This window comes from Galbibacter orientalis DSM 19592 (genome assembly GCF_000260115.1).
GTDB lineage: Bacteria > Bacteroidota > Bacteroidia > Flavobacteriales > Flavobacteriaceae > Galbibacter > Galbibacter orientalis.
The window spans coordinates 702,685-726,346 of sequence record NZ_JH651379.1; the positions used below are offsets into that span (position 1 = coordinate 702,685).

The window sequence follows — 23,662 nt, forward strand, 5'->3', positions numbered from 1 at the left end:
TTTACTACCTCAATAAATTCGCTTCACTTAAACTATTTCTCACAGTATCTATAACTAGTTTATAAGCTTTTCGTTGAAATATAAGTCGAAAAGCAAAAGTTAATATTCCACTTCTAGAAATACTTCGTACTAAGCTTCTAATCCTTTTCTTTATAGGAGCCTTATAAGCCTGCTCAAACTCCTCTAAATCAATTTTTGGATATGTAGGGTAGTCTAGAGTAGCATCGGTTCCGTAGTCTTCTAAATTAAACTTTTGATTAAAAGCCTCTATGGTTTTCATGTCTGGAATAATCGGGAAAAAACGTGCTCCATTTTTAGTAGATGGCGGGTTTGTATAAGAAAACCTATCTATAGCTTCCTTTGGAATTTCTTCTCCCAAACGTTTGACAATATTTTCTTCTTTTACTGAAAAATGATATCTCAGAAAATCCTGACAATTTTTTCTTCCTAATTCAAAATCGTGCTTTCTTAATTTTTCATCCATAAAACCCGAAAAACCACTTATAGGAGACGATGCTAAATGATGTTGCTCTCTAATAGCCTCTCCATTTAAAATTGTTTTCCTACTGGGAGCCACCAAAAATTTAGTTCTATCGCTTAAAGATAATGCTTCAAAAATTCCATCTTGATTAAACATCACCTGATTTCTCAATGCCTTAAACATGCCTTTGGCAACACTCAAAATATCTCGCTCAGAATTAAACAACGACGGATTATTATCTTGATTAGGGAACGGATCTACCATTACTACCGCATAATTATCGTTCGTTTTTAGAGTTTTATTTTTTTCATTTAAAACCTTAATCCCAATCCCATAAGGCTCGTTATTTATGAGTCCGCCATCAATAGAATTAAATTTATAACTCTCTTCATTATCTAAAATTAAAGGTGAAATCCCTTTTCGCATCCCGAACAAATATTTTGGGTAACGTTCAATATATTTTTTAGAGATTTCTATCTCCCGAGACTTTAAACCAATTGGAAAGGCTGCGGTACTGAGCGTGGCATCTTTTAAATAATTTATGTCTTGATTTTCGTTAAGGTCTAACACATAAAAAAGTGAATCTTCCTGTGGAGGAACTCCTCTTTCAAACAATTCATTTTTCACTTTATATCTAAAAAAACCGCCATGATTGGTAATAATATTTGCTGAATTGGTTTTACTATCTCCACTAAAATCAACTTTAAAATTAAGGCCTCGAAGATTGGTTGTAGTTAAAATTAAATCCAAATCTTTAGACACAAATGGAGGATAACGCACCTCTGAATTTATTGTTAGTGCTTCGTTGGCAATTTTATCTATAGCAATACTATTAAGTAACGATTCAGGGATTTTATTTTTTGATAAATCGTTGGTATTTAAAAGTTTTTCGAGCGTTTTACTTTTATCATCATCGGCCATTTTGACCCAACATTTGTAAAACAAATTATCCTCTCCTTTTGGGTTTGAACGATTTACAGGTTTATGATTTTTACTCAATAAACTCATCAACGTTAGTGTACCTGTAATACCTCCCGCAGAAGCGCCACTAAGCACATCAATTTCTACGTTATGCATTGGAACAGAATGATTGTATTCTGGATGATTAACTCCTAATTTCCTGTTGGTGGCTTTTGCTTCTTCCCACAGTGTTAAGGTTTCTATTAAATAATCTAGTACTCCACCAGTAAAAGACCCTGCAGAAACAGCACCAGCCATAGTTAAGCATAATTTAAACGATTTGGGCATACGTTTTAATTTTAAATTTCAATAAAGTTACTGTAATACCATTTACCAATGCAATTTACTGGAATAAAATGTACTCTTTCCCTTTCAATTTCAAGATAAAAAAGAGTATGTAGCGAAGACTATGCTTTATTTTTCTGCTTTATATAAAGGAAAAAAATCATCATTTTATTTTACCGTAAATTCAATCAGTAACTACTATAATTACTAAAAAACTCTTAAGATTTTGATAGGATTACAAAAACTATCACAAATTGCCGTGAAACTTGTGTTAAAGGAAACCCAGACAGCTTTGAAATGAGATATATTGGCTTTCCTAATACGCTATACATGTGATAAAATTACTTAATCTATTATTATTTCTCTTCTTACTATTTTTGAGTTCATTCCAGCTATTTTCTCAAGAAGAAAAAAAAGTACTTAAAATCTTTATTTATAAAGATAATATAGCAATGACAAAATTTGGGATTGCCAATATCACAACAAAAACAGAAGGGAGTTATAAGAATGATTTTCATACCATTACAGCCTCAGAAGGCGACCAATTATTTATTGCTTCTGAAGCGTTTAAAAACTTCTATAAAATTGTGGCCACAGAAGATATTATGAATGGTAAAATAGAGGTTTACATTAAAGATGGTGTAATTCAGCTTGAAGAAGTAGTACTTACCGATTACAGAATTAATGTCGGAAAATTAACCGATTATACTCCTAAAACCTACACTCCAGCAGAAAGACGTTTAGCAGCAGCCTCCAAATACCATTACAAAGGAGGAGGAATGTCTGTGAGTTTAGACCCATTAATTAACGCAATAAGCGGACGCACAAAAAAATTAAAAAAACGATTAAAAGCAGAAACTAAAAATATAATTGTTGGTTTTTTAGAAGACAATTACAAAGATTATATTTTAAACGATTTGGATGTTCCGAGGGATCAATTCGGGCTGTTTTGTTATTATATTTCAGAAAAATACAAAGCCATCCATCGTACTCCAGATAGAAGACGGGTAGAAACTCTACTTCGTCGTGGTTATCTTGATTTTGTAAAAGATCCTGCGGAAGAGTAACTCATTAGACTAGGCTTTTCAAAAACGCTATTTATAAAATTACTTCAAGATACTTTTATACTTTGCAGCATCTTTTAAAATTGCAGTTGCATTTTTTATAGCATCGTCATTCTGTAAATAATATTTGTACAAGCCGTCTCTATAGAAGTAACGTACAATAAGTTCGTCTTCAAGGTTTTTTGTAATACTTTCTTGATATTCATCAAGAGATGCTAATTTACTATGATTTATATCTGTAAGTAATTTCTTATAATCATTCTTCACAGACTCTCCAAACTCATCTATTTCTTGACTATTCATTACTTTTTTAAGTGCTTTTTCGGTTTTAGTTTCATAAGTAAATCCACTTTCAGTAACGTATTTTTTAAAGTCTTGATAATCGGTTTCAGAAAAACTAAAATTGTCCATGTTAGTTATTGGGTGTTTATAATAGTAGTCTGTAGCATAATCAAAAAGTACATTGTTAGCTATTAATGCTGAAGTAAGACTATTATCTTTCAATCCCTTCACTTCAAGATCGGGCATTACACCACCACCATCATAAACTTTTCTTCCACTACGAGTTTTAAATTCATTGAAATCCTTCTTAACAACCGCTTTTCCATCTGCATCCCTATTCCAATAATCCATCGACTGGATACAACGTCCACTTGGTGTATAATAACGAGAAATAGTTACTTTAAGCTGGGTTCCATAGTTTAATTTAATAGGACGCTGCACTAATCCTTTTCCAAAACTACGTGCGCCAACAATAACAGCACGATCCAAATCTTGTAAGGCACCACTCACAATTTCACTTGCAGAAGCACTTCTTCCATTAATAAGTATTGCTAACGGAATTTCTGTATCGACAGGATTTCTACGTGTATAATATTCTTGATTGAATTTTTTAACCTTCGATTTTGTACTTACAATAAGTTCCTTTTTAGGCACAAATAAATTACAAACATCTATTGCTTCGGTTAGCAATCCACCTGGATTTCCTCTTAAATCTAAGATAATTTTCTTTGCTCCTCTTTCTTTTAAATCTTCCAAAGCTTCTTCTGTTTGCTTAGAAGCCTTGCTATTAAATTTTGAAAGTACAATGTATCCTGTTTCAGCATCTATCATATTAAAATAAGGGACGGCATCAATTTCTATTTCATCTCTAGAAACCGTTGTAGTCATTGTTTTTCCTTGCCTTTTATAAGCTATAGAAACATTGCTTTTGGTAGCTCCTTTTAATAATTCTGTTGCATCTTCTTTAAAATCTGATACGTTTATGTCTCCAATTTTTACAATTTCGTCTCCAGCTTTTAATCCTGCTTTATCGGCAGGATACCCTTCATAAGGCTCAATAATTAGAAGTCTATCATCATAACTCTTCACTACAGCTCCAATTCCAGAATACTCTCCTGCATTGCTTATTTTAAAACCTTCTACATCCTGCTCATTCATAAAGTTTGTATAAGGATCTAAATCTTCAAGCATGCTTTTTATAGCGGTGTCCATAAGTTCCGCAGGATTCGTTTCATCTACATAATTCATATTTAACTCCTTAAACAACGTAGTAAAAATCTCTACTTGCTTAGCAATTTCAAAAAAATCGTTTTTAAAACTAGTTCCTACTAGTAAAACAATTAATGCTAGTGCTGGAATTATAATTTTCTTCTTCATAATAGCTTCATATTATTTTCTGAAAAATGAGAATTAATACTTCTCATAGTGAAGTACAAGGTACTAGATTCATTAAAATTTAGCAAGTTGAAGATGAATCTATTGAAAAATGACTTTAATTTATCTATACTATGATTCTTTTTTAAGGTGCTCTTGAAATTTTTGGTGCAATTTCTGCATCACACTGTTCAGTTTTTCAAACGTAGGCATTTCTTTGCCAGTATATAAAAACATAAAGCCATAAGAATCTCCTTCAACAGTATCAAAAAAGAGATGTTTATTAAGTCGGTATGCTTCTCGTAGGAGTCTTTTTATTCTATTCCTAGCTACTGCTTTTTTAAAAGAGCGTTTAGAGACGGACACCCCTGCTTTAATTTTTACCTCATCTTCTAGCTTTGTAAAAACTAATCGGATAGGATATTTGGACACAGAATCTCCTTCAGCAAATAACTGGCTAATAAGCGTAGCGCTTTTGAGTTTTTCTTTTGAAGGAAATGACTGATCCATATACTATTTAAAATTGGGTGTAAAAATAAGAAAAGGCTTTATTTAAAAAGCCTTTTCTTTTAGATATGTATGTTTGAACTTGGTATTCTTTCCGTTAATAAGCTAACTTTTTAAAAAATATCCCTCCGTATAACTTTAGTTAAATCAACTATCTCGAGCCAAGCTTACGAGGTGTTCAAAAGAAAATAATTTAATCCTTTTCGACGTAGAACACTTCGGTATACCCAGAACAGGTTCTGGGGAATAAAACCCTCAATGAGGGATTTAAACATTATCCAAACCCTTATTCTGCTTGATATTCGTTATTCTCTCTATTAACATCTGCCATTAATCCAGAAGGATCTACTGCTATTCCTACAATTTCACTCTTTGGAGTATCAATTGTAAAGCTATATGTTGGAAAAGCCCAAGGCCAATCTGGAAGTACTGTTCTTTCAACTCCATCAAATGGATTAGCTTTCTCTCCATGCATCATTCTAAGTGGAGCGTAGAAATACTTAGCAGAACCGTCTTTATACAACACCATTACATCAATAGGCATTGGCATAAGTCCAATACGTTCCATTTCTATTTTTGTTTTCCCGTCTTCTTCAGTAACACTTTTAATTCCGTAATCTATAGTATTGGTAGTTTTAGTCCAATCTGTTAAATACCAATCCAACTGCATTCCTGAAACTTTTTCAGCAGTACGCATAATATCGTTTGGAGTTGGGTGCTTAAATTTAAAATCGTTGTAATACTTTCTAAGTGTTTTCATTACATTATCCTGACCAATAACATACCCTAACTGTGCTAAGAAAACTTCCCCTTTGCTGTATGCAGAAATACTATATGATCTGTTGTAATTATATCTATCTGCATGCGTAGTTTGTGGTTGTTCAAAACCAGAATTTGCTAGTGCGATATAACCTCTATAAGCCCCTTCAAATGGATTTGGTTTGTTTTCTCCCATAATTTGGTTCATACATAAATCGGAAATAAAAGAAGTAAATCCTTCATCCATCCATTCATTTTTAGACTCATTAGAAGCTAAAACATGTTGAAACCAAGAATGCGCAAACTCATGGGCAGTTACTCCTACAAGACTTCCAAATTTACGTTCTCCAGTAATAAGCGTACACATAGCATACTCCATACCACCATCTCCTCCTTGAATAACAGAGTATTGTTTGTAAGGATACTTCCCTACGTTTTTATTATAAAACGCTAGCATTTCTGCTGTTTTTGGCTGAAGTTTTTTCCAGTTTTCTTTAATTTCTTCCTTGTCTTTATAGAAAAAATGAAGCGTTGTACCGCTAGGAGTTTCTAAAGTATCATGAATAAATTCTGGATCTGCTCCCCAAGCAAAATCGTGTACCATAGGTGCTACAAAATGCCATGTAAGTGTTTTTCCTTTTACTTTTTTCTGTTTTGTCCCTTCAGGAAGGTATCCATGTCCAACTTCCTCTGGATTTTGTAAATATCCAGTACCACCTACTACATACTCTTTGTCTAAGGTTAATTTTACATCAAAATCTCCCCAAACGCCTTGGAATTCACGACCAATATATGGGTCTGCATGCCAACCTTCAAAATCATATTCGGCCATTTTAGGGTACCACTGTGTCATAGAAAGAGCAACACCCTCCGCATTATCACGTCCACTTCTACGAATCTGTTGTGGCACTTGCCCGTTAAATTCCATATCAAACTTAACTGTTTGCCCAGGAAGAATCGGTTTATTTAAGGTAACTTCAAGAATAGTTCCTTCTTCGTTATATTTAATAGCAGTTCCATCTTGTTTTAGACTACTTACTCTTAAATACCCTATTTCTGAAGGTGATAGTTTACTAATTCTATCTTCTACTCTTCTATCTGGATCTTGAATTGTTCTACTTCTCACATCCATTTCGCTCCCTGGTTGGAAGGCATTAAAGAATAAATGATAAAATACCGTTTTTAAAGTATCTGGAGAATTGTTGGTATACTTTAGTTCTTGTGTTCCTGTATATTTATAATCTTTTACATCCATATCAACATTCATTTTATAGACAACATGTTGTTGCCAATAAGTTGTTGAATTGGGTTGTATAGTTTCTAATGGATTACCGTTAGTAGGCGTAGTTACTGCAAATGCTTGAGATAGCATAGCAACACTTAAACCTATAGCAGTGATAAATGTTCGTTTCATATATTTGAGTTTAGTTAAAAAGTATGATTTATAACTTCGCTTTTCCGTTTGCAACTTTATCAGCAAGAATCATAGCGTTATAAAGATTTACCATTTTCCCAGATTTTGAAGCCTCTGCAAATGGTTTTTTATAATTTGGATTCCCTCCTAAAATTACATTTGCAGTTGAAGTAAGTCCAGATTGCATAATAATTTTCTTTACTTCTGATGCTTTTAATGAAGGGTAATATGCTCTAATCAATGCTGCAACACCAGCTACCGCAGGGGCTGCCATAGAGGTTCCTTGTAAATACTCATATCCATTGTTTGGAGTAGTAGACCAAATTTTGGTTCCAGGAGCAAAAACATCTACATTATTTTTCCCATAATTAGAGAAAGTAGCTACCATTTCTGGCCCATATTCGTAATTTAAAGCTCCAACAGTTAAGAAATTATCTGCTATTTCTGCAGTATTATTTTCGTTATCGTTTGGATATACATTGTTTTCATCTAAATCCATCGATTCGTTTCCAGCAGCTTTAATAATTAAAACATCTTTTGAAGCCGCATATTTAATAGCGTCCCAAACCCAGTCTTTGTGTGGAGAATAGTATTTACCAAAACTTCCATTTAAAACTTTAGCACCATTGTCTACAGCATAACGTATTGCCAAAGCAACATCTTTATCGTACTCATCTCCATTTGGAACAGTTCGTACTGCCATAATTTTAACATGCTCTGCAACTCCATCCATTCCAACACTGTTATTACGTTCTGCAGCAATAATACCAGCTACATGCGTTCCATGTTTTGCATGCTCTTTATCTCCAATAACATCATTGTTTCCGTATCCAATATCATTAATATCGTCTGGATTATCTCCTACAATACTTCTTCCGTCGAAATCTTTGTTTAGGTTATAATTTAATTGATCTGCAAAATACTCAATTCCTTCTTTTAATTCTTTCTTTACTGCAGGAACAGAATCTTCAAAACTAAACATTTGCATCATCATTCCTTTAGCCGCTTGCCCTTGCTCTGCAGAAGGCTCGTATGCAGCCAACTCCTCTTTAGTATAAACTTCTTTCCCTAATTCTTTTTGAAGAAACGCATCAGCAGCATTTACAGAACTTAAAATCTGCTCATATCTTGTTTTATTTTGAACTGCTTCGTTATACTTTTCATCATATTCTTTTAAAGCTCTTTTATATTCTTCAGAACCGTCGTCTCCTTTTACTAAAATTCTTACAAACTCTAATTGCTCATCATTAGCTTCGCCTAAAAAATTCCATCCATGGATATCATCAACAAAACCATTTTTATCATCGTCAATTCCATTTCCAGGAATCTCATCTTCATTTGTCCAAATTACATTTTTAAGATCTGGATGCTCAATATCAACTCCCGAATCTAAAACTCCAACAATTACTGTTGTAGGCTTTAAACTTTTCAGTTTATTAAAAATATCGCTATAGGCTTTATCTACACTCATCCCAGGAATGGTATCCGTAAGTAAGTCTTTATGCCCCCAATCTTTTAATTGAGTATCTGTAAGTGGATCCACTTTTAATACTACAGAATCTATATTTTCTTCTGGTGTTAAAATTATAGCAGGAGATCCACATCCTACAAATAAGGAAGTTGCAATTGCGCAATAAGCAACAGATTTTTTAATAGTCATTGTCAAATATTTAAATAAATAATTCGTTAAATAAAAAGGTTTCTTTCATCCTAACCCCTTTTTCTGTTTTTTGAAGTGTACACACTTGGTTGTGTGCGTCGTGCTCTAATAATAAATAAAAATTATTATCTGCAGCTGTTTCTAAAAATGTTTTTTTCTCTTCTATGGTAAGTAATGGTCTAGTATCATAACCCATTACATATGGTAACGGAATATGGCCTACGGTTGGAAGTAAATCGGCCATAAAAACTAAGGTTTTATCTTGGTATTTTATATGCGGAATCATTTGTTTATCGGTATGTCCATCTACATAAAGTATATCAAAACCGAGTTCAGAATTCTTTAAAAATCTGTTTTCTGGAACAGAAAGAAAATTTAATTGTCCACTTTCTTGAATGGGGAGAATGTTTTCTGAAAGAAAAGAAGCCTTTTCTCGTGCATTAGGTTTTGTTGCCCATTGCCAGTGGTTTTCATTACTCCAAAAACGTGCGTTTTTAAAAGCAGGTTCATAGCCGTTTTTTTCTTTATTTAACTGAATACAACCGCCACAATGATCAAAATGAAGATGTGTAAGAAAAACATCTGTAATATCATCTCGATGAAAACCGTGCTTTTTAAGTGAAGCATCCAAATTATCATTTCCCCACAAGTAATAATACCCAAAAAACTTATCAGATTGTTTATTCCCTAAGCCTGTATCGACAAGGATAAGTCTGTCGCCATCCTCTATTAATAAAGACCTAGCGGCAATATCAATCATATTATTACTATCGGCAGGATTTGTTTTATTCCAAATTGATTTTGGCACTACTCCAAACATAGCTCCCCCATCTAATTTGAAATTTCCTGTTTCAATTGTGTATAACTTCATGTAAAATGTTATGATTCCAACGCACCGCAAATTAAGAAAAGGGAATAACATTCATCATAAAGACATCTTTTATTAAATGTTTTTTAACATTTTTTTACTATTATTGAAGTTATATTCGCTGTACAATCAAAAATTTATGATAGAGCTTGCTGGAATTGTAATATTGGGGATTATTGCACAATGGGTAGCATGGAGATTTAAAATACCTGCTATTCTACCCCTCATCTTGATAGGAATGTTTGTTGGTCCTTTTTCTACGCTGTTTACGGAAGATGGAACAAAGCTTATTGAACCTATCTGGAACCCGCAATTGGATAAAGGATTATTTCCTGGAGAAGGATTATTTCACTTTGTATCATTAGCCATAAGTGTAATTCTTTTTGAAGGAGGTTTAACTTTAAAGAGAAACGAAGTTTTAAATGTTGGTCCTGTAATTTTTAAACTAATTACCATAGGTACTATAGTTACTTTTTTAGGTGCTGGTTTTGCATCTCATTTTCTCTTTAATTTAAGCTGGCCTATTTCTTTCTTATTTGCCGCTTTAATTATTGTAACTGGTCCAACCGTAATTACCCCTATTCTTAGAAATATCCCTCTGAAAAAAGATATTTCTGCAGTTTTAAAATGGGAAGGTATTTTAATAGACCCAATTGGAGCGGTTGCTGCCGTATTGGTTTTCGAATTTATATCCGTTGGAAAAGGAACAGAATATACCCAACAAGCTTTAGTAGAGTTTGGAAAAACAGTGGTAGTAGGCTTTTCAATCGGGTTTTCTTTTGCATATGCTCTCTATTTTGCCATTAAGAAAAATGCAATTCCTCATTTTTTAATGAATGTAGTTTCTCTTTCTTTTGTAATTGGTGTGTATCTATTATCTGAACAATTTGCTCATGAATCTGGACTACTTTCTGTAGTGGTAATGGGAATGGTACTTGGTAATATAGATTTACCTAATATTAAAGAATTACTCTACTTTAAAGAGTCGCTAAGTGTTTTACTAATTTCCATTCTTTTTATTCTGCTGTCTGCAAATATAAATATGCAAGACTTGTATTTAATTTACAATTGGAATACACTCATCTTATTTGGGTGCGTTGTATTTTTAATTCGCCCAATTGGGGTTATGTTAAGTACCATTAATTCTGGTTTAAAAACAAACGAAAAAGCATTTATAAGTTGGGTAGGCCCTCGTGGTATTGTAGCGGCTGGGATTGCTTCTCTATTTGGAAACCGACTTGTTTTAGAAGGGGAACCTGGCGCAGAGTACATAACACCACTTGTGTTTATGATTGTATTAGGTACTGTACTTTTTAATGCAACAACAGCCAGATTATTTGCTAAAATTTCTGGAGTTTTCTTAAAAGAGTCTACTGGTATTTTAATTGTTGGAGCTTCTAATATTTCTAGAATTATAGCTAAATATCTTCAAAAAAACGGTCGCCATGTTGTGCTTATAGACAGTAATAAAGAAAATATTGAGCGCGCAAAAGGTATGGATTTGGATGCTGAAGAGGCTAATATTTTTTCTGATGATTTAACTAATAATATCGAACTCAACGATATTGGATATCTAATGGCATTAACTGCAAGTGAAGAGGTTAATAAACATGCTATAGAACGCTTCAAAAATCAATTAGGAGAGAACGGCGCTTTTAGATTAATTACAACCGAAGAAATGAAAAGCGATTATATTGAAATGGTAGAATTGCTCTTCTCAAAAAAAGACGATTATATTAACTTAAGTGAAGTTGCCCGCGACTATCCTAAAATTAATGAAGTTGAATTGGAATCTAAAAAGCATTTCTTGGAGCAGATAGAAAAGCTTAACAATGAAAAAGATGCCATTCCTATCTTCATAAAAGACAATAATGAAGACTTGCATATTATTGCTTCTTACACCAGTAATATGGAAATAGCTGAAGGTAATAAATTGGTATATTTAGGAAAACCAATGGATGTAATGGATGTTAAAAACGATAAATCCGACGAAGAAGAAGCTCCCGATAACAATTAAAAAATAATGAAATATCCATTTATAGACACACAGCAGAATAATTATTTGGATGTTCCATTTGACCGTTTAAAAAGTGGTAAAAAAACAAACACATGAAAACTCTCTTTTTAAAACTGATAATTTTCTTACTCGCTATTATTTGGATTTCTAGTTGTGACCAAACACGTTTTCGTAATAAAGGCAATCAACTTTTTGGGGAAAATCCATACCTAGCAACTACAAATTACACATCTAAAGAAGTGCCCGAAGGCTATGCAGAAATTCAAATCGATTCTGCTTTAGCAAACAATTTTGTTGTAAATACAAAATATCATACTACAGATGATAAAATTCTTAAAGTAGAAAAAAACAAGCTTGGAGAGATCCATAAAACTGTTTATAAAGAATTTCATTCTGATCTTTCTGTTTATTATAAAAACAATCTTGTGCTGAAAAAGCGTGTTGAAAAAGATACTTTCAATATAAAAGACAACCCTATGTTAGAAGCTGCATTTATGCAATCTTTTAAACTGAATGAAATTGCTTCTACTACAAATGAAGTAGTATTTTCGGTTACATTTTACAACCCTTCCGCAGAAAATTATATAGATTACGAATTTGTAGTAGACAAAATAGGCGATTATTACATCCGAAAAGTATAACCTACTCTTTTAAAAATATAAACAACATAAAAAAAGACCGTTTTTAACAGTCTTTTTTTATGTTTAATCGTTAAGTTTTAATACCGCCATAAATGCTTGTTGAGGAATTTCAACATTCCCTACTTGACGCATTCTCTTTTTACCTTTTTTCTGTTTCTCTAAAAGTTTTCTTTTACGAGAAATATCTCCTCCGTAACATTTTGCAGTTACATCTTTTCTTAATGCTTTAACCGTTTCTCTAGAAATAATTTTAGCCCCAATTGCAGCTTGAATTGGAATATCAAATTGCTGTCTTGGAATTAATTCTTTCAACTTCTCCACCATTTTCTTACCAATATTATAAGCATTATCGGCATGAATTAATGCTGAAAGGGCATCTACAGAGTTTGCATTTAATAAAATATCTACCCTTACCAATTTAGATTCGTGCATTCCTATAGGCGAATAATCAAATGATGCATATCCTTTTGATACCGTTTTTAAGCGGTCATAAAAATCGAACACTATTTCTGCAAGAGGCATATCAAAAGAAAGCTCAACACGTTCTGGTGTTAAATAAGTTTGATTGGTAATAATTCCTCTTTTTTCAATACATAAAGACATTACTGGACCTACAAAATCGGCTTTTGTAATAATTGTAGCTTTAATATATGGCTCCTCCACCCGATCAATACTTGAAGGGTCTGGAAGATCTGATGGATTGTTTAATATTATCTTTTCGTCTGGGTTCTTCTTAGTATAGGCATGGTAACTAACGTTTGGTACGGTAGTAATAACCGTCATATCAAACTCACGCTCTAAACGTTCCTGAATAATTTCAAGGTGAAGCATTCCTAAGAATCCACAACGGAAACCAAAACCAAGAGCTGCAGAACTTTCTGGAGTAAAAACCAAAGAAGCATCATTCAACTGTAGTTTTTCCATAGCACCTCTAAGCTCTTCATAATCTTCTGTATCTACAGGATATACTCCTGCAAATACCATAGGTTTTACATTTTCAAAACCTGCAATCATATTTTTAGTTGGATTGGCTGAGTCTGTAATAGTATCTCCCACTTTTACCTCTCTAGCATCCTTAATTCCTGTAATTAAATACCCTACATCTCCAGTTTTAACCACTTTTTTAGGGTGCTGAATAAGCTTTAACGTTCCAACCTCATCGGCATCATAAGTTTTTCCAGTGGCCAAAAATTTAATCTTTTGTCCTTTTGAAATTTCTCCATTAATAACTCTAAAATAGGTTTCTACTCCTCTAAACGGATTATAAACAGAGTCAAAAATTAAAGCTTGAAGTGGCTCTTCTGGATTTCCTTTAGGCGGTGGAATTCTTTCAATAATTGCAGAAAGAATTTCCTCAATTCCAATACCTGTTTTGGCGCTAGCAGGAATTACTTCCTCAGCATCACAACCTAATAAATCTACAATATCATCGGTTACTTCTTCTGGATTTGCACTCGGAAGATCCACTTTATTAAGCACTGGAATAATCTCAAGATCATTCTCCAATGCTAAATATAAATTAGAAATTGTTTGCGCTTGGATACTTTGAGCTGCATCTACAACCAGTAAAGCACCTTCACAAGCTGCAATAGAACGAGAAACCTCATACGAGAAATCTACGTGCCCAGGAGTATCTATCAAGTTTAAAATATATTCTTCTCCTTTATATATGTATTCCATTTGAATAGCGTGACTCTTAATGGTAATACCACGTTCACGCTCTAAATCCATACTATCTAAAAGTTGTTCTTTCTTTTCTCGCTCGGTAACAGATCCAGTAAAATCTAATAACCTATCTGCCAACGTACTTTTCCCGTGGTCAATATGAGCGATTATACAAAAGTTTCTTATGTGCTTCATAGCCGTTTATCAATGCAAATTTTCAATCAGCAAATATAAACTATTTTAACACGCTTGAATAAGATATTATTTTTTATTGAAAATATATCAACTATAAATTCTAAATTACAGAGTTAAAAATATAAGGTTTTAAAAAAAAATCTATATTTATAGCCCTAAATCGCCTAAATCCATGCACCGAAACCAAGTTTTAGTACTCCTTTTTTTGCTAGTTACTTGTAAACCTCTTCTTTCACAAGAATTTATGGTTAAAGGAAAAACTATAGATTCTAACAATAGAACACTCTCTTTTGTAAATGTTATGCTTTTAAATGCAAAAGATTCGGTATCTATTGCAGGCACCTCCACTGAAGAAAATGGAACTTTCATTCTCAATAAAATCCCAGAAGGAAATTATATTTTAAAAACTTCTTATATAGGGTATCATAATAATTATAAAAATATAACTGTCCATAATAACTTTAATGCTGATACTATTATCTTAAAGCATGATATAGAAAACTTGGAAGAGGTAACCCTAAGTTTTCAAAAACCACGACTAGAAAAAAAGAATGGGCGACTTATTTTTCAGGTAGAAAATTCCACTTTATCCTCTTTATCTACCTATGAAATTCTACAAAGAACTCCTGGAGTTATCTCTTTAGATGATAAAATTTCAGTAAAAAATTTAAAAACCACCGTCTATATAAATAATAAGAGAGTTTACCTTGATGATAGAGAACTGAAAAATCTCTTGGAAAACTTTGCAGGCAATAATATTGCTTCCATAGAGGTAATTACAAACCCATCGGCAAAATACGATGCTGAAGGTGGTGCTGTACTTAATATAGTTACCTCAAAAAACATTTCTATAGGTTATAAAGGAGCTGTAAATGGGACATGGGAAGATGCTATTTTTCCTAAATATACACTCGGAACAAGTCATTATTACAAAAATAATGTAGTAGATTTTTATGCAGGATATTCTTTCAACCCAAGAAAAGATTATAAAAGAAGCGATAGTTATGTAAATTTTTTTGATGGTAATTTACCAAGCAACCAATGGGAGACCTCTTTATACAAAACAACACGCTCTAAAGCGCATAATTTCAATACTATTTTAGATTTTAATTTAGATGATAAAAATAAAGTAAGCTTTTCTTCCAACATTATTTACAACCCAAGTAAAAGTATTGAAAACAAAGTCAATACCGATGTTTTATCTGCGGAAGACACTAAAGAAAGTAGCTTTAACACCAATAGCGATATTGATATAGACAATACTAATATTACCTTAAACGCAACTTATAATAGAGAAATTGGCAAAAATGGAACCCATTTGGATATTCAAACTAATTATGTTTATTATAACGAAGGAGAAAACCAAATATTAGCAACCGATTATTTTGATGAGAACGACTCTTACCAATACACCAATGCTTTCGATACAGAAGCAAGTCAGAAAAACAATATTTTTACCGGGCAAATAGACTTTTCTAGTCCGTTAGGCGTCAATAATTTAGAATTAGGAGCTAAATACTCTTCTATTAGTAGCGGAAATATAATTGCTTTTTATGGAGATTACACTCCGAGTTCGTCCAGAGATGACCATTTTGATTACGACGAACAGATTTGGGCTTCCTATGCAAATTTCTCACGAGATTGGGACTCATGGTCTTTAGTAGCCGGTTTAAGAGGAGAATACACAGATGCTATCGGGAATTCTGTTGCGCTAGGGACTATAAACAAACAACATTATTTAGAATTGTTTCCTACTTTCAGTTTACACCATCAAGTTTCGGAAAAGCATGAAATAGGAGTAAGCTACAAGCGTGCCATTGCAAGACCGCGCTACCAAAGTTTAAATCCATTTCGATATTATTTAAATGAAAATAATTTTATAGCTGGAAATCCTTATTTAAAACCTTCTATTGAAAATAAAATATCCTTAGACTACACTTTTGATGGAAATTATATTTTTGAAGTGTATTATCAGCAAGAAAAAAACGAATTAAACAATTTAACTTTTCAGAGGAATAATGCACAAGTAGTTTATAATTCTACTTTTAATATTGAAGAATCTTTCCAATACAGCATTGATTTTATCCATTACAGACCAATTACTAAATGGTGGTTTTTAAGTACGTATATGTCTGGTTTTTTCTATGAAATGTCTTTTATAGCTAGAGAAAGTAACGATGCTATACAAACACAAAATACTGTTGGTTATTTCGGACAATTATACAATTCGTTTACCATTTCCAAAGAAAAATCGATATCAGCCGATGTATATCTAGAATATGTATCTAGATTTTTTATTGGAAATTACCTGATGAAAGACCGATTTAAAACAAACATTGGCTTACGTAAAAAACTATGGAACGGCAGAGCAAGCCTAAACATAAATTTAAATGATGTATTTAATACTTATAACATCCCCCTTACCACTAGGTATTTAAACCAAGATAATGGGTATACTGCAAAGCCTGAACAAAGAACATTTACCATTGGCTTTAATTATAAATTTGGAAACTTTAGATTAGCAGATAACAAAAGAAATATCGATTTTAAAGAAGAAGAGAGATTAAAAGAAGAAACAGAATTTTAACACTTCTCTTTAGAAATCTTATGTTACTTTGCATTTTTAACCAACTTTTGGTTATAAAACAACTACTTATAATTAGTTAAAACTAATATAGTATTCAAGGCATTCTAGCTACGTTTTAAAGAATAATAAATATTGACAAATGAATTTTATAAAGAAAAATGTCCTTTTATTTTTAGGAGTTACTACACTATTTATTTCGTGTAAAGAAACTCCTCAAAAGGAAGAAGTAAGTAAAGTTGACCCGATAATTAATTCGGTAAAAGAACAATATGCGCCAGATAAAAGGGTTGCCATGTTTGATATTGAAACTATTAAATCCAATAATGGTTATGTGGTAAAAGGAAGTTCTAATTTACCAGATGCCGTAGCAGATTTAAAAGGGAAACTAAAAGCTGAAAACATCAATTTTGTAGATAGCATTGAGATTTTACCTTCAAAAAAATTAGAAGGAAAAACTCAAGGAATTATAGCAATTTCTGCAGCAAATTTGAGAGGTAATCCAAGGCATTCCGCAGAACTCGTAACGCAAGGAACTTTAGGAATGCCCGTAAATATTTTTAAGAAAGAAGGAAGCTGGTATTTAATCCAAACCCCAGATAAATACATTGCTTGGGTAGATTATGGAGGCGTAACACCTATGGATAAAGAAGAATTTAATACATGGAAAGCTTCAGATAAAATTATTTTTACCGCTACCGCAGGGAGTTCTTATGCTGAAGCAAATGCCAACTCACAAGTAATTTCTGATCTCGTTGGTGGGAATATTTTAAGTTTACTAGACGAGAAAAATGATTTTTATGAAGTAAAATACCCTGACGGAAGGGTTGCTTATCTTAAAAAGAACGAAGCTAAACCTTACAAAGAGTGGATTAACTCTTTAACTCACACCAAAGAAAGCTTAGTAGAAACCTCTAAAACCCTCATGGGCTTACCATATCTATGGGGAGGAACCTCTCCAAAAGGTGTGGACTGTAGCGGATTTACCAAAACTGTATATTTCTTAAACGGAATGGTGATTCCTAGAGATGCTTCCCAACAAATTAATGAAGGAATTTTAGTAGACGATACCAAAGATTTTAGTAAACTAATTCCTGGAGATTTACTTTTCTTTGGAAAAAAAGCAACAGGTTCTACCAAAGAGCGTGTTATTCATGTTGGTATGTGGATTGGCAACAACGAGTTTATTCATTCAGCAGGAAGCGTACATATTAGTAGTATGGATAAAAACGCAGATAATTATGATGAATACAACCTAAACCGCTACTTACGTACTAAACGTATTTTAAATGAAGATTCTAAAGGGCTTATTTACTTGGATAAGAAAAATATTTTTTAATCCTTCCTAAAGAAATCAAACCCTTTATGAGAGATTGGAAAAATTAAACTTCCTCTATGGGGATTAAAATCCTGCTGAGCAGTTTTTTTTAAATCCCTATCTTTGCAAAATCAATAAACGCAAGTTAGAAAACCTATACAGCATTAAAACATAGAACTGTGGCAAAAATTGGAACGATAGATGTTGGAGAATTTCCGCTTTTACTAGCGCCAATGGAAGATGTTAGTGATCCTCCATTTCGTGCATTGTGTAAAGAGCAAGGAGCCGATGTAGTTTATACCGAATTTATCTCTTCGGAAGGTCTTATTCGAGATGCTGCAAAAAGTATGCAAAAACTCGATATCTACGAGAAGGAACGCCCTGTTGGAATCCAGATTTTTGGAGCAGAACTCGACTCTATGCTTCAAGCTATTGATATTGTAGAGAAATCAAATCCAGATATTATTGATATCAATTTTGGATGTCCTGTAAAAAAAGTGGTTAGTAAAAATGCTGGCGCTGGGATTTTAAAAGATATCCCTCTGATGGTAAAACTTACCGAAGAAATGGTAAAGCGCACCAATTTACCTATTACCGTAAAAACTCGTTTAGGTTGGGATGCCGATTCTATAAAAATTGTTGAAGTTGCTGAGCGACTCCAAGACGTTGGAATTAAAGCAATTTCTATTCATGGACGTACTCGTGTCCAAATGTACAAGGGAAATGCTAATTGGGCTCCTATTGCTGAAGTAAAAAATAACCAACGGATGCACATTCCAGTTTTTGGAAATGGAGATGTTGACACTCCAGAAATGGCCGTTAAAATGCGAGACGAATACGGATTAGACGGCGCAATGATTGGGAGAGCTAGTATTGGATACCCTTGGTTTTTTAAAGAAGTAAAACACTTTTTTAAAACTGGAGAACATTTAAATCCGCCTACTATTGAGGAAAGAGTAAAAGCCGCTCGCCGACACCTTCAAATGTCGATAGATTGGAAAGGTGAAAAACTGGGTGTTTTTGAAACTAGAAGACATTATACCAATTATTTTAAAGGGATTCCACACTTTAAAGAATACCGAATGAAAATGGTAACAAGCGATGAATCTGCAGATGTTTTCGCTGCTTTTGATGAAGTAGAGGAAAAGTTTTCTGATTTTCAGTTTGTGTAAAGTATGTTTTTAGATGTTTCATACCCCACAGTCATACCGACCAAAGGGGGCTTCTCATTACCAAAAGCATCCTTGAACAGTCATGTCGACCAAAGGGAGACATCTCACTACCAGAAACATCCTTGAACAGTCATGCTAACCAAAGGAGCCACTCACTACCAAAAGCATCCTTGAACAGTCATGCTGACCAAAGGGAGACATCCCATCCCAAAAATACTCTTGAATTAAAAAACAAGAATGCGATTTCTCCTTTCAGTCGAAAGGACTCGATGATTTGATATATAAAAATTCTTTTCTAAAACTCCACAGTCATGCTAACCAAAAGGAGGCATCTCATTACCAAAAAGCATCCTTGAACAGTCATGTCGACCAAGGGGGACTTCTCATTACCAAAAAGCATCCTTGAACAGTCATGTCGACCAAAGGGGACTTCTCATTACCAAAAGCATCCTCGAACAGTCATGTCGACCAAAGGGAGACATCTCATCCCCAGAAATACTTTTAAATTAAAAAACAAGAATGCGATTTCTCCTTTCAGTCGAAAGGACTCGATGATTTGATATATAAAAATTCTTTTCTAAAACTCCACAGTCATACCCACCAAAGGAGCCACTCACTACCAGAAACATCCTTGAACAGTCATGCCCACCAAAAGGGGACTTCTCATTACCAAAAAGCATCCTTGAACAGTCATGTCGACCAAAGGGGACTTCTCATTACCAAAAGCATCCTCGAACAGTCATGTCGACCAAAGGGAGACATCTCATCCCCAGAAATACTTTTAAATTAAAAAACAAGAATGCGATTTCTCCTTTCAGTCGAAAGGACTCGATGATATGATATATAAAAATTCTTTTCTAAAACTCCACGGTCATGCTAACCAAAGGAGCCATTCACTACCAGAAACATCCTTGAACAGTCATGCCGACCAAAGGGGGACTTCTCATTACCAAAAAGCATCCTTGAACAGTCATGTCGACCAAAGGGGACTTCTCATTACCAAAAGCATCCTCGAACAGTCATGTCGACCAAAGGGAGACATCTCATCCCCAGAAATACTTTTAAATTAAAAAACAAGAATAGCGATTTCTCCTTTCAGTCGAAAGGACTCGATGATTTGATATATAAAAATTCTTTTCTAAAACTCCACGGTCATGCTAACCAAAGGAGCCATTCACTACCAAAAGCATCCTTGAACAGTCATGTCGACCAAGGGGGACTTCTCATTACCAAAAAGCATCCTTGTACAGTCATGTCGACCAAAGGGAGACATCTCATCCCAAAAAATACTCTTGAATTAAAAAACAAGAATGTGATTTCTCCTTTCAGTCGAAAGGACTCGATGATTTGATTTATAAAAATTCTTTTATAAAACTCCACAGTCATGCCCACCAAAAGGAGGCATCTCACTACCAGAAACATCCTTGAACAGTCATGCCGACCAAGGGGGACTTCTCATTACCAAAAAGCATCTTTGAACAGTCATGTCGACCAAAGGGAGACATCTCATCCCCAGAAATACTTTTAAATTAAAAAACAAGAATGCGATTTCTCCCTTTGGTCGAAAGGACTCGATGATTTGATTTATAAAAATTCTTTTCTAAAACTCCACAGTCATGCCCACCAAAAGGAGGCATCTCACTACCAGAAACATCCTTGAACAGTCATGTCGACCAAAGGGAGACATCTCATCCCCAGAAATACTTTTAAATTAAAAAACAAGAATGTGATTTCTCCTTTCAGTCGAAAGGACTCGATGATATGATATATAAAAATTCTTTTCTAAAACTCCACGGTCATGCTAACCAAAGGAGCCATTCACTACCAGAAACATCCTTGAACAGTCATGCCGACCAAAGGGGGACTTCTCATTACCAAAAAGCATCCTTGAACAGTCATGTCGACCAAAGGGAGACATCCCATCCCAAAAATACTCTTGAATTAAAAAACAAGAATGCGATTTCTCCCTTTGATTGAAAGGACTTGTTTACAAAATCATCTTGTCTTCAACCAACCTGTTATACTATATCTTTCGGAAGCGAGTACAGTTTTTACCTCATGTTCTAATAACTGACTTTCAAAAATTACAACTCGCCCAGGAAGTGGATATAAATTTTTTGGAACTTCCATTCCGTTCTCATCTTTATAAATAACAAGTTCTCCTCCATTTTCATTCTTCCAATTTTCATCATTTAAATAACAAACAAAAGAAAGCTTTCGGCGATCATCGTTCTGAAAAGTATCTAAATGTCGCTTATAAAAAGTACCTTCAGGATAGATTGCATAATGAAATTCTTTATGCAAAATCCCTAAAAAACAGGTTTTATTTAAATAATCAATCAGACTATTAATTTTATTAAAGAAAAGCTTTTCAGCAGAATTACTATTTTTTTCATCTATCCAAAGCACAAAATCCCCACGGATAGATTTTATTATTTGCTCTTCAAACTTATTTCCAATAGCTGCCTTTTTAAACTTGTCTTCTTCATATTTATCCAACAAAGAAGCCCTAAGTAAAAAAACTTCCTCAGCAGAAAAGAAATTATCTACAACGCTATACTGTTGTTCCAAAAGATCCTCAATAATTGATTCATATAGTGGGTTTTCAATAAACTCCAACTGATCGAACAACTCATCCATTATGCGCTATTTAAAAAAAGTGCGCAAATATAGACTTTAATTCAATTGGTATTAATTAATTTTTTAATGTAAAAAAACCACTTTAAATCCTCGCTTTTTACTTCAAAGTTTTCTTTAGAAAATCCAATGTGTATTTTAAAGTTGGCTGAAACCATGGATTCATCAACCAAAAAGAATGTGGTGAATCTGGTAATGTATGCACTTCAGCATAAATATTATATTCATCTAACTTTAAAATCATATCGTCTCGCCCTGCATGAAATCTAGGCTGGGCACTATTAACAAACAAAATAGGCGGGGTATCTTCTCCTGCATATTCCAACGGAGATGCCGACTTCCAATTTGTCGGGTTTTCATTTCTTAAACCCCCCAACCATTTTCCTGCTATTTCACTTTCTTCAGCTTCAGGATGAATAAAAGAAGTAATCCCATCAATATTAACAATCGCCTGAACCTTATCTGAGACTGAACTTGAAGTTTTAAAAGATGGATTATTTGGAGTAACTCCTACCAAAGTTGCTAGTTGCGCGCCTGCAGAAGCTCCTAAAACAGCTATTTTATCAGTATCTATTTTTAAATTATCTCCATGAGTTCGCATCCATTTCAATGCATCCTTTATGTCTAAAACAGCTTGCGGATATGGCGCCACCGTACTCAATGTATAATTAATTGACACCGATACATAGCCATTTTCAGCTAACTTTTGAGCCATTATTTTTTGATTTTCTTTACTCCCAGAAATCCATCCACCGCCATGAATTAATAAAACCGCAGGATAATTTTCTTTCTTTTTATTCGGAATAAAAACATCGGCAGTCAAATCTTTCTCCTTCGTAGTTTTATAAATTACATTTTCAATACTTATAATTTCTGAAGATTTATCTTCAGAAATAGGACTAATCTCTGGATAATGTTTTTTTAGTTTCTCATACGTAGTTTCAATAGTATATGGCTTCGGTTTTATAGTGTTTGAAGAAATTCTTTTTAAATCGTTAAAAACCAATTGCGCTATTGCTTCTGCACCTTTAGGCTGAAAGTGAGTGTTATCATTTTGGCCTTCAGGATATGCTTTATATTTTCCTGCAGGTAAATTCATAAAGTAGTTTTTAGTTACAAAATCTTTTCCTTTAGAAGTAAAATACGCTTGCGATAGTCTATTTAAATCGATTAAATTCACATCCATTTCTTCAGCAACTTCTTTTGGGGCTATATCATAATCTCCATGAACATCTTTTAAAACACCATTTTCCCAAGGATAATTTCGAGCCACAGGAGTTAAAATAATTGGCAAACCTCCCTTTTCTCTAGTTTGAGATACATATAAGCGTAAAAACTCTTTATAACCCTCAATATCTACATAACGTTCTGGCTTATTCTCAGCTGCATCATTATGTCCAAATTGCATAATAACGATATCATTTGGTTGTAAATTTTCAAAAACCGATCTCCAACGTCCTTCCTGAAAAAAAGTTCGTGTACTTCTTCCTCCACGAGCACGATCGTCTACAATTACCTGACCTCCAAAAATGAGATTTTTTATTTGAGACAAGCTATCATCCACAAAAAACTGTTGGAATACTTGCCCCCAACCCGTTACTGGATACCGGGTTTCCATATAGTCTTTATCTGGATCATAATCTCCAGTATAATCGGCCATCGTAGAATCGCCTATTAAATAAATTGTAGTCGGTTTCTCTTGAGCTTGTAATATAAAACAGTTAGCAATTATAGTAAACAATAGCAAATACAATGGCTTGTATCTTCTTAACATAATGG

15 protein-coding genes are annotated in these 23,662 nt (G+C 33.6%); 6 read left to right on the forward strand and 9 right to left on the reverse strand.

The window, feature by feature from the left end; all coding sequences use genetic code 11:
* Positions 1-4 precede the first annotated feature (4 nt).
* Positions 5-1,729: a hypothetical protein gene (locus tag JOOMADRAFT_RS03250; protein WP_008611304.1), complete on the reverse strand. Its 1,725-nt coding sequence runs from the start codon at positions 1,727-1,729 to the stop codon at positions 5-7.
* A 449-nt stretch (positions 1,730-2,178) separates the two neighbouring features.
* On the opposite strand from JOOMADRAFT_RS03250, the gene JOOMADRAFT_RS03255 reads away from it, so the two are divergent.
* Positions 2,179-2,793, forward strand: a complete 615-nt coding sequence (locus JOOMADRAFT_RS03255; RefSeq protein WP_245547646.1) for a hypothetical protein — start codon at positions 2,179-2,181, stop codon at positions 2,791-2,793.
* A gap of 39 nt (positions 2,794-2,832) precedes the next feature.
* Here JOOMADRAFT_RS03255 and JOOMADRAFT_RS03260 read toward each other — a convergent pair whose 3' ends face one another.
* The 5 genes from JOOMADRAFT_RS03260 to JOOMADRAFT_RS03280 all read right to left on the reverse strand — a co-directional run bounded on the left by JOOMADRAFT_RS03260 (position 2,833) and on the right by JOOMADRAFT_RS03280 (position 9,657).
* Positions 2,833-4,449 (reverse strand): S41 family peptidase, encoded by a 1,617-nt coding sequence (locus JOOMADRAFT_RS03260; protein ID WP_008611306.1) that lies wholly within the window; start codon positions 4,447-4,449, stop codon positions 2,833-2,835.
* Between the two features lie 129 nt (positions 4,450-4,578).
* The gene (gene rnpA, locus JOOMADRAFT_RS03265; protein ID WP_008611307.1) at positions 4,579-4,956 is read right to left on the reverse strand and encodes a ribonuclease P protein component; all 378 of its coding nucleotides are present in this window, start codon (positions 4,954-4,956) and stop codon (positions 4,579-4,581) included.
* 283 nt (positions 4,957-5,239) lie between these two features.
* Complete coding sequence (locus tag JOOMADRAFT_RS03270; RefSeq protein WP_008611309.1) at positions 5,240-7,126, reverse strand: M1 family metallopeptidase; 1,887 nt, start codon at positions 7,124-7,126, stop codon at positions 5,240-5,242.
* Positions 7,127-7,154: 28 nt separating this feature from the next.
* Complete coding sequence (locus tag JOOMADRAFT_RS03275; RefSeq protein ID WP_008611311.1) at positions 7,155-8,786, reverse strand: S8 family serine peptidase; 1,632 nt, start codon at positions 8,784-8,786, stop codon at positions 7,155-7,157.
* Between the two features lie 10 nt (positions 8,787-8,796).
* Positions 8,797-9,657, reverse strand: coding sequence for an MBL fold metallo-hydrolase (locus JOOMADRAFT_RS03280; protein ID WP_008611313.1), 861 nt, complete (start codon positions 9,655-9,657; stop codon positions 8,797-8,799).
* Between the two features lie 136 nt (positions 9,658-9,793).
* Between JOOMADRAFT_RS03280 and JOOMADRAFT_RS03285 the strand changes: the two genes are divergently transcribed.
* The gene (locus JOOMADRAFT_RS03285) at positions 9,794-11,671 is read left to right on the forward strand and encodes a cation:proton antiporter (protein ID WP_040879896.1); all 1,878 of its coding nucleotides are present in this window, start codon (positions 9,794-9,796) and stop codon (positions 11,669-11,671) included.
* 92 nt (positions 11,672-11,763) lie between these two features.
* Entirely contained in the window at positions 11,764-12,312 is a 549-nt protein-coding gene (locus tag JOOMADRAFT_RS03290; protein WP_008611315.1) for a hypothetical protein, read from the forward strand.
* Positions 12,313-12,375: 63 nt separating this feature from the next.
* Here JOOMADRAFT_RS03290 and lepA read toward each other — a convergent pair whose 3' ends face one another.
* Complete coding sequence (lepA, locus tag JOOMADRAFT_RS03295; RefSeq protein ID WP_008611316.1) at positions 12,376-14,172, reverse strand: translation elongation factor 4; 1,797 nt, start codon at positions 14,170-14,172, stop codon at positions 12,376-12,378.
* Positions 14,173-14,416: 244 nt separating this feature from the next.
* Between lepA and JOOMADRAFT_RS03300 the strand changes: the two genes are divergently transcribed.
* The 3 genes from JOOMADRAFT_RS03300 to dusB all read left to right on the forward strand — a co-directional run bounded on the left by JOOMADRAFT_RS03300 (position 14,417) and on the right by dusB (position 19,246).
* A complete protein-coding gene (locus JOOMADRAFT_RS03300; protein WP_169313484.1) occupies positions 14,417-16,759 on the forward strand; it encodes an outer membrane beta-barrel protein in 2,343 nt (780 codons plus the stop codon).
* A 139-nt stretch (positions 16,760-16,898) separates the two neighbouring features.
* Positions 16,899-18,095: a C40 family peptidase gene (locus JOOMADRAFT_RS03305; protein WP_008611320.1), complete on the forward strand. Its 1,197-nt coding sequence runs from the start codon at positions 16,899-16,901 to the stop codon at positions 18,093-18,095.
* Between the two features lie 158 nt (positions 18,096-18,253).
* Positions 18,254-19,246, forward strand: a complete 993-nt coding sequence (gene dusB, locus JOOMADRAFT_RS03310) for a tRNA dihydrouridine synthase DusB (protein WP_008611321.1) — start codon at positions 18,254-18,256, stop codon at positions 19,244-19,246.
* 1,995 nt (positions 19,247-21,241) lie between these two features.
* Here the strand turns inward: dusB and JOOMADRAFT_RS03315 are convergent.
* Both JOOMADRAFT_RS03315 and JOOMADRAFT_RS03320 read right to left on the reverse strand, forming a co-directional pair.
* A complete protein-coding gene (locus JOOMADRAFT_RS03315; RefSeq protein ID WP_008611322.1) occupies positions 21,242-21,886 on the reverse strand; it encodes a 2OG-Fe(II) oxygenase in 645 nt (214 codons plus the stop codon).
* A 97-nt stretch (positions 21,887-21,983) separates the two neighbouring features.
* The gene (locus JOOMADRAFT_RS03320; RefSeq protein ID WP_008611323.1) at positions 21,984-23,657 is read right to left on the reverse strand and encodes an alpha/beta hydrolase fold domain-containing protein; all 1,674 of its coding nucleotides are present in this window, start codon (positions 23,655-23,657) and stop codon (positions 21,984-21,986) included.
* Positions 23,658-23,662: the final 5 nt, after the last annotated feature.

What these genes read in the sequence shown, in the direction of transcription:
- JOOMADRAFT_RS03270 (WP_008611309.1), bottom strand. Translation starts at nt 7,126, where the DNA reads ATGAAACGAACATTTATCACTGCTATAGGTTTAAGTGTTGCTATGCTA.
- JOOMADRAFT_RS03305 (WP_008611320.1), top strand. Translation starts at nt 16,899, where the DNA reads ATGAATTTTATAAAGAAAAATGTCCTTTTATTTTTAGGAGTTACTACA.
- JOOMADRAFT_RS03320 (WP_008611323.1), bottom strand. Translation starts at nt 23,657, where the DNA reads ATGTTAAGAAGATACAAGCCATTGTATTTGCTATTGTTTACTATAATT.
- rnpA (WP_008611307.1), bottom strand. Translation starts at nt 4,956, where the DNA reads ATGGATCAGTCATTTCCTTCAAAAGAAAAACTCAAAAGCGCTACGCTT.
- JOOMADRAFT_RS03260 (WP_008611306.1), bottom strand. Translation starts at nt 4,449, where the DNA reads ATGAAGAAGAAAATTATAATTCCAGCACTAGCATTAATTGTTTTACTA.
- JOOMADRAFT_RS03255 (WP_245547646.1), top strand. Translation starts at nt 2,179, where the DNA reads ATGACAAAATTTGGGATTGCCAATATCACAACAAAAACAGAAGGGAGT.
- JOOMADRAFT_RS03315 (WP_008611322.1), bottom strand. Translation starts at nt 21,886, where the DNA reads ATGGATGAGTTGTTCGATCAGTTGGAGTTTATTGAAAACCCACTATAT.
- JOOMADRAFT_RS03290 (WP_008611315.1), top strand. Translation starts at nt 11,764, where the DNA reads ATGAAAACTCTCTTTTTAAAACTGATAATTTTCTTACTCGCTATTATT.
- lepA (WP_008611316.1), bottom strand. Translation starts at nt 14,172, where the DNA reads ATGAAGCACATAAGAAACTTTTGTATAATCGCTCATATTGACCACGGG.
- JOOMADRAFT_RS03275 (WP_008611311.1), bottom strand. Translation starts at nt 8,786, where the DNA reads ATGACTATTAAAAAATCTGTTGCTTATTGCGCAATTGCAACTTCCTTA.
- JOOMADRAFT_RS03250 (WP_008611304.1), bottom strand. Translation starts at nt 1,729, where the DNA reads ATGCCCAAATCGTTTAAATTATGCTTAACTATGGCTGGTGCTGTTTCT.
- JOOMADRAFT_RS03280 (WP_008611313.1), bottom strand. Translation starts at nt 9,657, where the DNA reads ATGAAGTTATACACAATTGAAACAGGAAATTTCAAATTAGATGGGGGA.
- JOOMADRAFT_RS03285 (WP_040879896.1), top strand. Translation starts at nt 9,794, where the DNA reads ATGATAGAGCTTGCTGGAATTGTAATATTGGGGATTATTGCACAATGG.
- JOOMADRAFT_RS03300 (WP_169313484.1), top strand. Translation starts at nt 14,417, where the DNA reads ATGGTTAAAGGAAAAACTATAGATTCTAACAATAGAACACTCTCTTTT.